The sequence below is a fragment of the Flavobacterium anhuiense genome (genome assembly GCF_004151235.1).
GTDB lineage: Bacteria > Bacteroidota > Bacteroidia > Flavobacteriales > Flavobacteriaceae > Flavobacterium > Flavobacterium anhuiense_A.
The window spans coordinates 200,706-216,214 of sequence record NZ_JUIV01000003.1 but is presented as its reverse complement, the minus strand read 5'-3'; the positions used below and the strand labels follow the sequence as shown (position 1 = coordinate 216,214).

Genomic DNA, 15,509 nt, shown 5'->3' with positions numbered 1-15,509 from the left:
GAACCGTTTTTGTAATGATTTAAAAAGGATGAACAGCTTGTGAATTTTAGAATGTTTGCTACAGTGTTAACTTAAGAGAATTCGTTTTTTCATACTTTAATGTTTTATAATATCTGTATAGATGATTATAGATAATTAGCTCATACATTCTTTGTTTAGACGTATATTGCCTGTTAATCATCATGTGGATATGGCTAGCTAAAAAGCTATAAAGATCAATTTGGATTGCATTTTTTATTTCTAATGCCTTTTCTGCGATTTGAATTTGTTTTTCTTCAATGATTTCGAAAAAATCAACAAAATCTTTTTTAGTTTCTTCTCTTAAAAAGCATCCAAGTTCATCATCTAGTTCTCTGTATTTTTTATCTAGTTCTTTTTTTAATATTTTATCTGCCCCAAATTCTTCTTTAAAAGATTGCTGCAATCTATCCATTAAATTATACTTATCTAAAATCGACAAAGAAAAAGAATTTAAAAAAGAATCAATAGAACAGAAACTGAACAACAGTTCCATTTCTTTTTTGGCAAATGTTTTTTTTAGCGAAAGATATTGAATTACCAATTCGCTATCCTTCCAAAACAAAAATTCAGAATCTTCAATAGTGGTTTCACCGTATCTTTCCAGTTCTCTTTTATAAGTATCAGTTTGAATTTGCCATGCCAAATTTTCTTGAAGTAAATTATTTATTGGGCGATAAAGCATTTGAATTACTTTTGCTAAATCCTTTTTGTTTTCTATTAGAAATCGGATTCTAAAATGTGTGTCAGCATCCTTGTATCGAACGAAGAACCATTTTTGGATGATTTTTTTCTTTTTTAATTGCAAAATAACAGGATATAATTTTTCAAGCAAAATTAAATCAGTTGTTTGAACTCCTGTATAAATTTTATAATACAACCATTCACTTCCTAAGCAAAAATTTCTCTGCATTTATAGTTGTTCTTTAAAAAATGATAATATAAACTGGTTGCTAAAATCTTCTCCATTGCTGTTTTTTACAATAGATTTGTCAGTAAATAGAAATTCTTCTAAAACAATTTTGTCTCTATTTCTAACTGACTTTAAAAACAATTGAATTCCAAGTTCTGTTTGAAAATCTAATAACAAGGTATTATCAGAATTGACCCAATTAACGAGATAAGGAATATCTTTACTGATTCTCCAATTTGAGAATGCTTCAAACAAATCTTTGCCACTTAATTTTAAAAAGGAAGCTATTTCTTCTTTTGTAATAGTCCATTTTGCTTTTGACAGTATAATTTCGTTGTATTCAACTCTCGGAAAGTAATTATAATGTGATTCTAAAATTCCCCAATTAAAGCTATATATTGGCTTTGTATTTAGTGACTGTAAATCGCATAAAAAATGATATACAGGTAAAGAATTATTATAAAAGTTGTGAGCGTTTGAGAGACAAGGAATAACTTCTTTATCATGTTTTTTAGAACGTAGTATAATTTTATCGTTTCTAATAGACACAAATAAATCATTTAAATTGATAGTGTTTTTCTTTTCAACACCTGAATTTGCTAAATAGGCAATTTCATGATTTCTTAAAACAGGTCTTCGCAAAATATTTCCCGTTCTGGACTGAGGTATATGAACAATTTCAGCTAAAATTTTATCATGGTGATAGTTTTGTTCTTTTTGAATAATTTCTTGGGTCAGCTTATGGATCTCAGAATTTCCATTACAAAATCGCCCCAAAAATTTCGCGGCGCTTATATTCCCTGAAGATTCAATGGTTAATTTTTCATTACTGTAAATTTCAATCAGTGCTGAAAATGTGACGGGAGTATAATCAAAATTAGCATCAAAATCAGGAAAGTCGCTTTCTGATAATTCTATTTTCATTTGATTTTTTGAAAGACATTCTTGAAGTTTTTTCTCTAAAATAAAATCATAGGTGGTCCAAACTTGATTTTCGTTTTTATCTCTTTTCTGTTTAAAAGAGAAAGTCTCCAATATTTCGTGCGAATCATTCATATCATGATTTATCGGATAACCTAATCCAGATTCTGTATCTAAAATCGTCATTAACGGCATTTCTTGATATTCATATCTTTTAGAGAATGCTTTAATAAATGCCTTAAGATTATTAGATTCTTTTTTAGGCTGTATGCCATTTAAAAAATGAAGTCCTTTAGTTACTTTTTTTGTAACACTTGCATTTAAACTATTTGATAGAGCGGTTGTGGTTAAATCGGTTTGAAACAGATATTTTTCATCATATTCAAATCCTTCTTCCAATATATTTTGTTTGATTTTTTTGTATTGGTTTTCGGATGGAATTAAAGAAATATCCAAATCTAAAATTTGTTTATTTATGTTCTCTAAAAAGTGATATTCTTTTTTTAGATCTGGAATATTTTTTAGAATAGATAGAACCCTTTCAAATTCATTATTACTGGTTACAGTGGCGTCTATTTCACTTACTAAAAACTGGAAGTCTATAAGGTGTTTAATAAACTCATAGGCTTCTTTCTTTTCAGAATCATTTTCTGCTAAAATAGAAACCATTTGATCTATAGTTAATCCTAATTTTGTTTGCAGCATTATTTCTTTTAAAGCATCAGACTTCCGTAAAGATGTAATACTGTGTTCGCGTTTAGTTTTTAAGTATTTGTATTCAATATATCTGTAAAAATGACCAAATTCATAAATAGAAGAATTAGGGTAATATTTTAAGTGAAAAATTGCTGCTTTTCGTTTGGCAATATTTTGAAGTAATGCTACCCAGAATTGCATATCAAATTGAGTAAACCGTTTGTATTTTTCAGGCAAATCTAGTATTACATTAGTTTCAGTATTAATTTCTCCAACAGAACATCCAGCAAACAGCCCAAAAGGTGTGCATCTTGAAGACATTCTTGCAATGTACTTGAGTAAAGTAAATTCTAAAGCTAATTTTTTTTCATTAAAAGAATCAGCTTTAAAAGTCTTCCATTTGTTAAGTTCATTTACTAGTTCTGGCGATGCTAGATTTAACGCTTCTTTGATTAATGCATTTTGGTAAATAGCAATTGCCTTTTCACAATTGTAATTATTGAGAAGATCCAAATAAAATGAAATAGGAAACAAAGGTGTTCTCAGTACAAATTGTGAAAAGAATGAAATTTTAAACTGTGATTTCATTTCTTTTTCTTGCTGGCCTTTTCTGCGAGTTGCATTGCATTATAGACATTTAGAACTTTTCCTGACTTAGACAATTCAGAGAATGGAACTTTTTTGTCTTCAGTACCCGGTAATATAACTTCGAAATCATATGCAGTTCCAGAATCCATAATAATTTGTTTGACCTGAGCTGCTGTAAGATTTGGATAATAAGACCAAATTATTGCAGCAGTTCCAGATACCATAGGCGCTGAAAATGAAGTTCCAGAATCTGTTTTATATATGTTTCCTGCTCCTGTGGTATAAATATCTTCTCCAGGAGCAAATAAGTCTACATTTTCTTTGCCATAATTAGAGTAATCAGAAACTAATTTTTCTCCTAAATTCTTAGTAGTTGAGCCAACACTAATAAAATTATTGCAGATTCCTCTAATGCCCTCATAGTTTTGATCATTAGGATAGTGAAATGCTTTATCTAAGTCTTCACTGTCGTTTCCTGCACTGTGTACTAAAAGAACATTATGCTCCTCGGCATATTTAAAAGCATCTGATACCCAATCTTTATGCATGGAAAATTCTTTTCCAAAAGACATATTAATTATTTTAGCTCCATTATCAACGGCATAACGAACTGCCATTGCAATATCTTTATCATGTTCGTCTCCAGAAGGAGAAATATTTAAAGGCATAATTTTTACATCTGTGATGCCTTTTATTCCGATGTTATTATTCCTGTTAGCTGCAATAATTCCCGAGACCATGGTATTGTGATCTTGAATTGTTCTTACGCCTTTTATGGTGTTACTAATTTTATTATTGCCATAACCTTTTTCTAAAATATTAGGATTGTCACCAATCGATAGACGTTCGTTGTAGTTTATGTTCAGGTTTTTGTTTACAATTGAGTCCAGCTGGGTCTGCATGTCTTGAATATCTTTTAATTTTTTTTGATCCATAACGAGATTAGCCATCATGCAGCCAATTAATGCTCCAAGATCTTTATCGCCATCATCTCGTCTTTGCCAAAATTCTTTGTCATTAATCTTATACTTTTTGTATAGGCTGTCCAATTGTTCATAAGTGTAATCTTCCTTAGGAAAAAAATGTTTTAAAGTGTCCTTTGCGGTTGGATAAAGTGCGACTTTGTAATTTAAGGATTTAAACCATCTTTTATAATATGGCATTTTTTCCTCAAATTTTTTTAGAGCTCTTTGATATTCGTTAAATTTAGGAAGATCTTTAGGATCGATTTGGGATTTGGTCTTATCTTTAAACTTTGGTCCCCATTCTTGTATAATGCGGACATATTCGTATCTATTCCAAACCACGTAACCTCCGCTCTTAGTCCCTGTAAAACTCCACCCATTTATATCATCTATGTAGCCGTTTTTGTCATCATCAATTCCGTTGTTTGGAATTTCTTTGCTGTTTGTCCAAAATTGCCCTTGCAGATCCTCATGATTTATATCAATTTGGGTATCAATTACGGCTACTATAATGTTTTTGCTTTTGGGTTTCTTTTTATTCGAGGCATACCATTTATCCAATGATATGCCGGGTATTCCCTCTAAAACCTTATCTTTCTGATACCAGTTTCTCTGTTCCTGTGACGTTAATTCACTTTTAAAAGAAGAAGTATTACCTGATTTTTGTATGGATTTACAGGCAACAAAGCAACAAAGAAAAATAATAAGGAAATGGGGTTTCATGTTTATATTGTAATTAATATATTTTTAAATCTAGAATTATCAGTTACTTACCGCAGTCGATATTAGATGGCTTTTTAGTAGTATTATTTGTGTCAACGGGATCATCGCCTCCTCCTTTTAATACTGTCAGATTTTTTAATCTTGCTACTTCAAATCTTTCTAATCCAAATTTAGGGCTTTCCTTTTTTTCGCTTTTACGTTTCATTATTTTATTTTTTTAAATTATTTGAGATGCAAATATATATTTGCATTTAATCACAAAAGCAATAAAAAATAGATTATATAGTCGGAATTCATGAATTTCGAGTCTGTTTGATTTTTATTTGTATTGTAAATCAATAGGTTATTTTTCTGATTGCATATCTAATTCCTTGATAAAATAAGATGGTTTTATGCCTGTTTTTTTGTAGAAGGCACTAGAAAATGACTCGGCATTGTTAAAACCAAACTCCAATGCAAGAGCATGAATTGTATATTTTCTTATTTTACTATTTTGTTTAAGTTCTGAAATAGCATATTCAATTCTCAAATCATTTATATATTGAATGAATGTTTTCCCTTTGTATGTATTTACTATTTTAGATATATACTTGCTATTTGTTTCAAATGAGTTAGATAGAATTTGTATTGTAATATTAGTTTCAAGATATTTTTTCTCATTCTCAAAATGAGTGAGTTTTTCTAAAATTTGATTTACAACTTCTTCTGTAATTCCAATGTTGTCATCATTTTTTGAATTGGCACTCAATTTTTCAATATGGCTATTTTTAATTTTGCTTTCCTGCAGTTCTATCGTATTACTGACTATTTTTTCAAATCTAAGACGATACCTTTTTTTGAGTTCATATTGATATAAACCAAATCCTGAACTAAGAATAATAATTAGAAAAAAAATCCATAACCCCCAATAAAATTTTGTTTGTTTATTATGAAGAGAATCAATTAATTCCTCTTTTTCCGAAATTAAATGAGGCATGTCGTATTCTTTATTGACAATCTTATTTAATGCTCTATAGTTTTTTTGTAAAGTACTATCTATACTCATATAAGTAATAATGTACTTTAATTGGTTTTCTTTATTGCCGAGTTTTTTGTAGTATGAAATAAGAAATGAATAGCCATCAATAAATTCTCCACTGTATACTCCAGTCTTGTTATTTATAGAATCTACCTTAATAAAGTTTTGTGCGGCAAGTGTCTTTTTCCCAAGTCCTTCGTATATCTTTCCACGGTAGTAGTAAGCTGCCAGCACATTGCCAGTATTGTTGTAAAAAATCATCTTTGGTAAGGCTATTTCGATACTGTCTAATGCTATTTTGTAGTTTTTTTTTAATGCTTGGTTTGCTCCTTCATTTAAGACAAAGAGGTATTTGTATTCTTCATTATTAGTTGCTTTTGATTCTTGGTATCCTAAATTATTATAATAAGTTGTGGAATCAATATTTTTTAAAGATTTATAGCAATCTGCTAATCCAAAAATGATACTTTGATATTCTCCAGCATATTTAGGGCTTCTGGTATCTTTATGTTTATAGTATCCATAGCATTCTTTGAAAATATCGAGTGCTTCATTATAATCACCTAAATCTTCCGATTTAGTTATTGCTATATATTCCCGTACAATATAATAATAATCAATATTGTTTTTAATCGCTATCTTTTCAGCTAAATTATAATTTAACATAGCTTCTTTAAACTTATACTTCCTTTTTAGAAGATCTGCTTTTTCACAATAAGCAACTGCGGGAAAAAAATGATCTTTTGTATTTTGTGAATATTTAATAACACTGTCTAAATATTTAATTGCCTTATCTGAATCTTTCTTATAATACAGAATAGCAAAATGATAATATGCTTTTGCTTTTCTAATATCTATATTTTCAATATTAGCTTTATTCAAATAAGTTTTCACAATTTCGAATTGTCGTTTTTGATTTTCACTATTGGCAAAATATAAATCATGTAAAGCATCATATGATAATTTGGTAAGATCCTCGTTTTTATTTTGAGCTAGAAAGAAAATAGGGGTAAGTGTAAAAAATAGGACTTTTATGAATTTACTGTATTTCATGAAATAAAAATAATTTCCTACAAACATAAGGTATGTCTTTTAAAACTTCATCATTAAAAGGGATGTTTTTTTGGTCGAATTTAATGTGTTTGTTTTTAGTGTTTTAAGATTTTTTTTAAACTAAATTCCTGAATTAAATGTCGAGATTCAAGAATTTCGAGAAGCAACATTTGTTATCAGTTAGATGTTTCTCTAGTTTTGACTCCGGTTACCTGAAATGCTTTTTTTAATAATACATTACTAAAGACAAAAAAGTAAGACTATAAAATAATGAGATAATTAATTTGGATTTTAGTCTAAAGACCATTTTATAAAAATCACTAGTAGTATTTTGTTAAGCATTCTATTCAATTCAGCTAATAATTAAGGTTGTTTCTAATTTATTTACTGTAAAGATTTATGAAGTCTTTGAATTAACAAAATGTTTAAAAATGGGCAATCTTAATTTAGATTTTTAAAACAATACAGAATAAATAAATGAATCAAAAATTGAAAAAACAGAATAAAATTAAAAGACTAATTTTTTTAATACTAATATTATTGCCAATAGCATTATTCTCTCAAATAAAAATTACAGGTAAAATTACTGAATCAAATTCCAGACCAATAGAACTTGCTGAAGCAATTGTTCTGACAAAAGATAGTATTGCAGAAAAAAGCTCGTTTTCCAATGAAAAAGGATATTTTCAAATTGAAGTTAAATCGGGCAGTTATATTTTACAAATAAGGCAAATTGGAAAATCAACTTATACTAGAAATTTGACAGTTGATAAGGATATTGACATGGGAGACATTCAGTTAATAGAAGAGGAAAAACAATTACAGCAGGTTGTAGTAACTGCCAAAAAAAAGCTTATTGAACGAAAAGTAGATAGACTTGTTTTTAATGTAGAAAATAGTGTTGCTGCATCAGGAGGTGATGCTTTGGATGCACTGAAAGTTGCTCCTGGAATACGCGTACAAAATGAAACTGTATCTATGATAGGAAAAAGTGGTATAGGGTTGATGGTAGACGATAGATTAATTCAACTTTCTGGAGATGATCTAGTGAATTATTTAAAATCAATTTCATCAGATAATATAAAATCTATAGAAATCATTACAACTCCTCCAGCTAAATATGATGCAGAAGGAAATAGTGGTTTGATTAATATAAAATTAAAAAGGCCTAAAAATGACAGCTGGAATGTAACACTGAGAAATACAATGAAACAAGCAACATATTTTTCAGATATTATGGGAGCAAATTTTTCATTTCAAAAAAAGAAAATTAGTTTTTTAGCAGATATAGGTTTTAATAAATCAAAAACAATTTATGAGAACGATATTACCTATAATTATCCTTCATCTTTCTGGAATGTTTATTTACACAATGTGAATAATACAGCATTTATTACGCCTACAATTATCTTTAATTATAAAGTAACCGATAAAACTACTCTTGGAGTACAATACATTGGCACGACAAATAAGCCAACAATTTATGATTACAGTAACTCTATTGTGACTAATAAAGAAACAGGTGATCTGGAAAATATTTATACTTCAAATGGTAATTCTAAAATAGACTATTCGAGATCTTCTTTAAATGTAAATGGAGTTACTAAGTTAAATGAAAAAGGAAAATTAATGACTTTTGACTTAGATTATCTGACATATAAGAATAACAAAATAAATCCATTCAATTCGATAATTCTTGATCAAGAAAATAATGTCATTCTTGATAATTATGTCATTAATAAAGGTAATCTAGAAATAAAAAATTATGCTGGTAAAATCGACTTTATTATTCCAAGTCATTTTGCAAATTATGAATATGGCGGTAAGTTAAGTTTTATTAATACCAATAGTGCAGTGAATCTTCTTTTTTATGATAATATAGCAAATGAAGATGTTTTGAATCAGGAAACTCAATTCGACTACCAAGAAAATACTCAGGCTATTTATTTTTCAGCAAACAAAAAAATAAAAAAATGGGAATTTAAAGTTGGTTTGCGTTTCGAAAACACACAAACTAAGGGAGCCGTTTTTAGTGAAAATATAACTAATCGAAAAAACTATTCAAAGTTTTTTCCAACATTGTTTACAACATTTACAGTAAATGAAAATAATTCATTTTCATTTTCATTGAACAGAAGAATTAATAGACCGGGATATGATTATGTAAATCCAGCGAGAAGATATAGTTCCATAAATAGTTACGTATTTGGTAATCCTTTTTTACAGCCATCTTTCGTATACAATGCAGAAATCAAACATAGTTACAAAAGCATCTTTACTAGCTCCGCTAGTTATACTATAGGTAAAAATAATATTAGTCAAATTAACATTCCGCAATTAGATAATACTCAAACAGCCACATGGGAAAATTATGCCGACTATAATAGAGTGAATCTTGATGAATCTATAAATTTTGATTTTAATAAACGATGGTCTACAGTTTCTAGCATTTATTTTTATTATGTAGAATATAAAAGTCATATACCTGAAATAGAGGCTACAGGTTCAGGAGCAGGGGGAGGTTTTGAAACTCGCCATACGTTTACTGCAAACAAAGCAAAAACATTTTTTATAGAAGGAGCTTATTGGTATGATTTTCAATCAATGTCAATGCAAGTAAAAAAAGCACCTGCTTCCAGTCTTGATATCTCGTTTAAGTACTTTTACTTAGATAAGAAATTACAGTTAACATTATTATTTACTAATATTTTGAAATCTGACAGGGTAACCATGAGTTATACTTCAAATAATATCGACCAAAGTTTTCGACAATATTATGATACTCAGAGTATAAGGCTTTCGTTGCTATATAAATTTGGGAGCAACAAAATTGGTGTAAAACAACGAAAACTGGGAAATCAAGAAGAAATACAAAGGGTAAACTAATTTTTACAAATAACTAAATAAGAAAATTATGAAAAAAAAATTAAAAATTAAATTGACTGAAAACGATGGAAAACTAATAGGAGGTTTCTACTTTTTGAGTACATCACAATTAACTAAGATTAAGGGAGGAATAAAAGATAAAGAATCAAACGTATGTCAGGTAGATCACAATACAAATTGTGAAAACTGCTCAAATGCAGTTTGGTGTTAATTCTTAGCTAACAGATCAAATTAAAATTATTAATAAAAATGAAATAAAATGTAATTGGATTTACGAATAATGATTGTTATAAAACAATGTATCGTAATAAAGTATGTGATGTCATGTAAATAATTATTAAATATAAATTTAAACTGATTAAAAAATGAAAAAAACGAAATTAATCTATTCTAAAGGAAACAATGAGTTTGCTTTAAAAGGTGGTTTTTCTTCACTATCGTTAGAACAGATGAAGAAAATTAATGGTGGTCAAAAAGATGCCGATTGTCAAAATACAAATTGTCTAAATGGTTCGTGTCCAGGAGAAACTAATGTTGGATCTTGCGTAAATGGTAGCTGTTAGTAATAAAAAAAGAAAAATGGAAAATTCTAAAAAATTAAAATTGCAGATTTTTGAGAATAAATTTAGAGGAGGTTTTGAATCCTTAAGTGACAATCAAATATTGAAAATCAAAGGAGGTCAAAGAGATGCTGCCGACACGAACGCAGTTTGTACAAACGAAAACGATTGTACTAAAAGTGGAAATGGCGGTATATGTAATAATAGTGGGAGTTGTTAATAACTAAAAACAAAGAAGAATGGAAAATTTTAAAAAATCATGGCTGATTGCCAATAACGATAAATTTGCAGGAGGGTTCTCGTCATTAACTGATGATCAGTTAAGTAAAATTAAAGGAGGACAAAAAGATGCTGAAAATTCTAATGACACTTGTTTAAATGGAATTTGTACTGGTAATAATGGAGATTGTACTAACAAAATACAATGTACATAAAATTATATAATTAATAATTTAAAAACGGTGGTTATTGAATTATAACCACCAACTTTTCAAAGATTATGATGAAATTTAGTCAATTTAATTCGTTTTTTAACTATGAAGATAGAAAAATCGGGTATAATGCATTTGCCAACGATTTTACAATTTTGGATCCTGAATTATATGAAATTTTGCAGGCTGCAGTGAGAGAAAATAATCTTGGAGAGTTAAATGAAATCCATCCTGAATTTTATTCACATCTGATTGAAAAAGGTTTTTTGGTAAATATCGACGAAGACGAAATTGAAAAAGTAAAAGAATTGTCAAGAAAAGTAGATTTCGGCAATGAGACTTTTTACCAACTTACCATTAATCCGACAATGAATTGTAATTTTAAGTGCTGGTATTGCTATGAAACTCATATCAAAGCATCTAAAATGACCAATACAACATTAATATCTGTTGTGAAATTAATTGAAAATATTCTTGTTGAAAGAAAAAAACTGGAAACATTTCATTTAAGCTGGTTTGGAGGTGAGCCGTTATTATATTTTGACAAAACAGTTAAGCCAATATTGGAAGATATTTATCCTAAAATGAAAGAGAGGAATGTCAATTTTTCATCAGGCTTTACCACTAATGGATTACTTATTAATCAAGAAATGTTAGATAGTTGCAGGATAAATGGGGTAAACTTCTTTCAAATTACATTAGATGGACATAGAGAAAGACATAATCAGGTAAGATACGTTTCTAAAGAAAAAGGCTCTTATGACGAAATAGTAAATAATATACATCTATGTTTAAAGAATAAATTTAAAGTGAGTGTGCGATTGAATATTTCTGAGGAAACAATAGAGAAATTACATTTAATCATTGATGACTTTATCATTTTAGATGATGAAGATAAAAAGTATTTAAATTTTTCGTTTCACGAGGTTTGGCAAGAACAAAAAGATATTAACGATGATGTACAGAAGATTGTTAATCTGTTTAGAGAAAAAGGATTCAATTCTATTTATAAAGGGGTAAATCTGGATACAGTTCGTAATTCGTGTTATGCTGACAAAAATAACCACGCAACTATTAACTACAATGGTGAGGTTTACAAATGTACGGCGCGTGACTTCGAATCTGCATCAAAAGAAGGAGTTTTAAATCAAGATGGCAAAATTGAATGGAATGAAAAGTACGAAAGAAGGATGAATTCAAAATTTAAGAATCCACCTTGTTTAAGTTGTAAAATACTACCTATTTGTAATGGAGGATGCTCACAACAAGCAATAGAACATGAGGGCATAGAATATTGTATTCACAATTTTGATGAAAGTAAAAAAATTGAAATTATTAAGGATAAATTTATGTATGCGATAAGTTAATGAAATTTGTTAAACAAAATGACCAGATGGATTGTGGTCCAGCTTGCTTATCAATGATAACAAGTTTTTATGGAAAAAAATATGAATTAGAGTATCTTAGAAAAAACTCCTTTATTACGCGTGAAGGAGTTTCTTTATTAGGAATTGTTGAAGCTGCAAATACTATTGGCTTGAAGAGTTTTGCTGCAAAAATATCTATAGAAGAGTTGCTTGCGGAACAAGAAGCATTGCCCATAATTCTTCATTGGAATCAAAATCATTTTGTCGTTTTGTATAAGATATCAAAAAGCAGATTTTCAAAAAACAGAACTTTTTATATTGCCGATCCAGCGCATGGATGTATTAAATTACGGGAAGAAATTTTTAAAAAATCATGGATTACTGATGAAAAGGATGGGATACTGTTATTTTTAAAGCCTTCAGAATTATTTTTTAATATGACACCACCAAAAAGTCAAGGTTTAAATTTAAAATATATTTTAAGTTATTTAAAACCTTATAAGAAACAAATTTTTTACATGTTTTTCCTTCTTTTATTAGGAAGTGTCTTGACATTAATTTTTCCATTTCTGACTCAAAACTTAATAGATAAAGGAGTAAACAAAAAAGATTTAAATTTTATAAGCATTATCTTGCTCTCACAATTGTTAGTGTTTTTGGGTTCAATTGTAATTGATATAATACGAAATTGGTTAATGTTAATTATAGGAACCAAAATAAGTATTACTATAATCTCAAGTTTTTTAAAAAAAATATTAGAGTTGCCAATTAATTTTTTTGAAACAAAATTGATGGGAGATTTTAATCAAAGAATACAAGATAATGAAAGAATAGAATACTTTTTGACTTCGCAGAGCCTATTGACTTTTTTTTCAATTATTACTTTTTCTGTTTTTTTTGGAGTGTTATGGTATTATGATTTTTTCATATTAACTGTTTATTTTCTTCTAACTATAATATCTGTTTCTTGGTCATTTTATTGGTTAAAAAAACGCAGAGTATTAGATTACTTAAAATTTCAGCAACGTAGTGAAAATCAGGAATCAATATTCGAGATAATCAATGGAGTAACAGAAATGAAAATCAATCAGTTTGAAAACTTTAAACGCAATCAATGGGAAATCATTCAAAAAAAATTGTTCGAGACAAATATTAAAGTTTTGAAACTAGACCAAATTCAAATATCTGGTTTTGATTTTTTAAATCAAATAAAAAATATCGTTGTAACTTTTTTAGCTGCCACATTGGTAGTAAAAGGTAAAATGACATTGGGAGAATTACTAAGTGTTTCTTATATAGTAGGTCAGTTAAACTCTCCTGTTAGTCAATTAGTTAATTTTTTTCGTTCGCTGCAAGATGCAAAATTAAGTTTAGAACGTTTGAATGAAGTTCAAAACCATGAAACGGAAGAAAAGAAAAATCAAAAACAATTATCCTTAGTTAAAAACGAGAATTCGGCAATATTTCTGAAAAATGTCTCATTCCAATATGAAGGGCCTAAATCAGCTTATGTATTAAAAAATATCGATTTTATAATTCCAGAAGGAAAAGTAACTGCCATAGTGGGGGCAAGTGGGAGCGGGAAAACCACACTTATGAAATTACTACTAAAATTTTATGAGGCAACAGCAGGAGATGTACTGTTCAATTCAGAGAATATAAAAATTCTTTCGCCTAAAAATTTGCGCGAAAATTGTGGTGTTGTAATGCAGGATGGTTTTATATTTTCTGATACAATAGAAAGAAATATAGTTTGTGGTGATGAGAAAATAGATGTAGAAAAATTAGAAAATTCGGTTAAAGTAGCAAATATTGAAGATTTTATAGAAAGTTTACCGTTAGGGTATAAAACTAAAATTGGAGCTTCTGGAAATGGATTGTCTGGAGGCCAAAAGCAAAGAATCCTTATTGCGAGAGCTATTTATAAAGATCCGCATTACATTTTTTTTGATGAGGCAACATCTGCTCTAGATGCTGAAAACGAAAAAATTATTCATAATAATTTGCAAAAATTCTTTAAAGGAAAAACCGTTTTAATTATAGCACATCGTTTAAGTACTGTTAAAAATGCTGACCAAATAGTAGTTCTTAAAAATGGTCAAGTTTCCGAGATAGGAAATCATGAGCAATTGGTTAAAAAACAGTCTGATTATTTTAAATTGGTTAAAAATCAATTGGAATTAGGAAATTAGTTTTTAGTCTTTTACGATCCCTTAAGAAAGTTGCTTAATTTTGAAAACAATTGGTAGTGTTACAGATTAGGTGTTTTGATAACATACGCATGTAACTAACTGAAAAAGAGTGTTAAAGTTAAATTGTTGAATAGAAAAAGAGACGGCCAGCAGGTCGTCTCTCTCGTTTTTTGTCTTTTAATAAGCCTTAAAATGCTTTTGCCTTACCTTCGTGTTTCAAATTAGGTCATGAAAATAAAATGTAATTTTTGCAATGGTGAATGCATAAAGAATGGATTTTAATCTAAAGGTAATCAGCGTTATAAATGTACTATTTGTCAAAAGCGACAGCAGATTAACTATAGGTACAAAGCTTACAAAGGAGATCTCAATCAGGAGATAGTGCTGTTCACCAAAGAAGCTATAGGAATAAGAAGCACGGCAAGAGTATTAAAAATATCAGCGACAACATTATTGAAAAGAATTGTCTCCATTGTAAGAAATATAACCAGGCCAATAGTCAGCAAAGGCAAAACGTATGAAGTAGATGAACTGTGTACTTATATCAGACACAAGAAAAATTATATCTGGCTGGTTTATGCTTTGGAAAAGAATTCTAAAAATGTGGTTAGTTTTAATGTAGGCAAACGAACTAATAAAACTCTAAACCGTGTTTTGGAAACTCTGAAATTGGCAGAAGCAAAAAAGATATTTACGGACAGGCTTAAAAACTACAGGTATTTGATTGATGAGAAAATGCATTCAGCAAAACGTTTCGGGACAAATCATATTGAAAGAAAGAATCTGACGCTCAGAACCCATCTGAAAAGACTCAACAGACGTACAATCTGTTTTAGCAAAAGTTTAGCTGTTTTTACTGCTGTTTTGAAGATTTATTTTTGAATTTGAGTCTTTTATTTGACTAAACAGGACTCGAACCAATTTTCCTTGAAAACTTTGGTGGTTTTTTTATTTAAAAAAAATGAAACGAGATTTTTCGAACCACAAAAAAAGCCGAGAAATCTAGATTTCTCGGCTTTTAATTTTTACTTAGTAGCCCTAACGGGACAATTCTCGAACCATTTTACTGACGATTTAAAAATTTTAAGTCCAATTTAGAATTTATAGTTTCTTTAAAATTTTCGGTAGTTTAAAAAAGTTTTTACTTTGAATAAATTATAAAGGACTTGACGCCTTTA

General features: G+C 28.8%; 12 protein-coding genes and 1 pseudogene. 8 read left to right on the top strand and 5 right to left on the bottom strand.

Going from position 1 to position 15,509, the window contains the following annotated elements:
• Positions 1–58 precede the first annotated feature (58 nt).
• The 5 genes from NU08_RS06460 to NU08_RS06445 all read right to left on the bottom strand — a co-directional run bounded on the left by NU08_RS06460 (position 59) and on the right by NU08_RS06445 (position 6,922).
• Complete coding sequence (locus tag NU08_RS06460) at positions 59–931, bottom strand: thiopeptide-type bacteriocin biosynthesis protein (RefSeq protein WP_129746364.1); 873 nt, start codon at positions 929–931, stop codon at positions 59–61.
• Positions 932–3,136, bottom strand: a complete 2,205-nt coding sequence (locus tag NU08_RS06455; protein WP_129746363.1) for a lantibiotic dehydratase family protein — start codon at positions 3,134–3,136, stop codon at positions 932–934. It abuts the gene before it with no gap.
• On the bottom strand, positions 3,133–4,824 hold the full coding sequence (locus tag NU08_RS06450) for a S8 family peptidase (protein ID WP_129746362.1): 1,692 nt from the start codon (positions 4,822–4,824) through the stop codon (positions 3,133–3,135). The genes NU08_RS06455 and NU08_RS06450 overlap by 4 nt, the downstream gene beginning before the upstream one ends.
• A 43-nt stretch (positions 4,825–4,867) precedes the next feature.
• The gene (locus NU08_RS22280) at positions 4,868–5,029 is read right to left on the bottom strand and encodes a hypothetical protein (RefSeq protein ID WP_165352424.1); all 162 of its coding nucleotides are present in this window, start codon (positions 5,027–5,029) and stop codon (positions 4,868–4,870) included.
• 138 nt (positions 5,030–5,167) lie between these two features.
• Positions 5,168–6,922 (bottom strand): helix-turn-helix domain-containing protein, encoded by a 1,755-nt coding sequence (locus NU08_RS06445; RefSeq protein WP_129746361.1) that lies wholly within the window; start codon positions 6,920–6,922, stop codon positions 5,168–5,170.
• Positions 6,923–7,372: 450 nt separating this feature from the next.
• On the opposite strand from NU08_RS06445, the gene NU08_RS06440 reads away from it, so the two are divergent.
• The 8 genes and pseudogenes from NU08_RS06440 to NU08_RS06405 form a co-directional block, all read left to right on the top strand.
• Complete coding sequence (locus tag NU08_RS06440) at positions 7,373–9,781, top strand: outer membrane beta-barrel family protein (RefSeq protein WP_129746360.1); 2,409 nt, start codon at positions 7,373–7,375, stop codon at positions 9,779–9,781.
• Between the two features lie 28 nt (positions 9,782–9,809).
• Entirely contained in the window at positions 9,810–9,992 is a 183-nt protein-coding gene (locus tag NU08_RS06435) for a hypothetical protein (RefSeq protein ID WP_129746359.1), read from the top strand.
• A gap of 154 nt (positions 9,993–10,146) precedes the next feature.
• Complete coding sequence (locus NU08_RS06430; RefSeq protein ID WP_129746358.1) at positions 10,147–10,344, top strand: hypothetical protein; 198 nt, start codon at positions 10,147–10,149, stop codon at positions 10,342–10,344.
• Positions 10,345–10,360: 16 nt separating this feature from the next.
• Positions 10,361–10,561 (top strand): hypothetical protein, encoded by a 201-nt coding sequence (locus NU08_RS06425; protein WP_129746357.1) that lies wholly within the window; start codon positions 10,361–10,363, stop codon positions 10,559–10,561.
• Positions 10,562–10,580: 19 nt separating this feature from the next.
• Positions 10,581–10,775 carry a hypothetical protein gene (locus NU08_RS06420; protein ID WP_129746356.1) on the top strand — a complete coding sequence of 65 codons (195 nt, stop codon included), beginning with the start codon at positions 10,581–10,583 and terminating at the stop codon, positions 10,773–10,775.
• A gap of 65 nt (positions 10,776–10,840) precedes the next feature.
• Entirely contained in the window at positions 10,841–12,139 is a 1,299-nt protein-coding gene (locus NU08_RS06415) for a radical SAM/SPASM domain-containing protein (RefSeq protein WP_129746355.1), read from the top strand.
• A complete protein-coding gene (locus NU08_RS06410) occupies positions 12,139–14,331 on the top strand; it encodes a peptidase domain-containing ABC transporter (RefSeq protein ID WP_129746354.1) in 2,193 nt (730 codons plus the stop codon). Before NU08_RS06415 ends, NU08_RS06410 begins: the two co-directional genes overlap by 1 nt.
• Positions 14,332–14,628: 297 nt before the next feature.
• Positions 14,629–15,213 (top strand): annotated as a pseudogene (locus tag NU08_RS06405) (IS1 family transposase); the annotation flags it as partial.
• Positions 15,214–15,509: the final 296 nt, after the last annotated feature.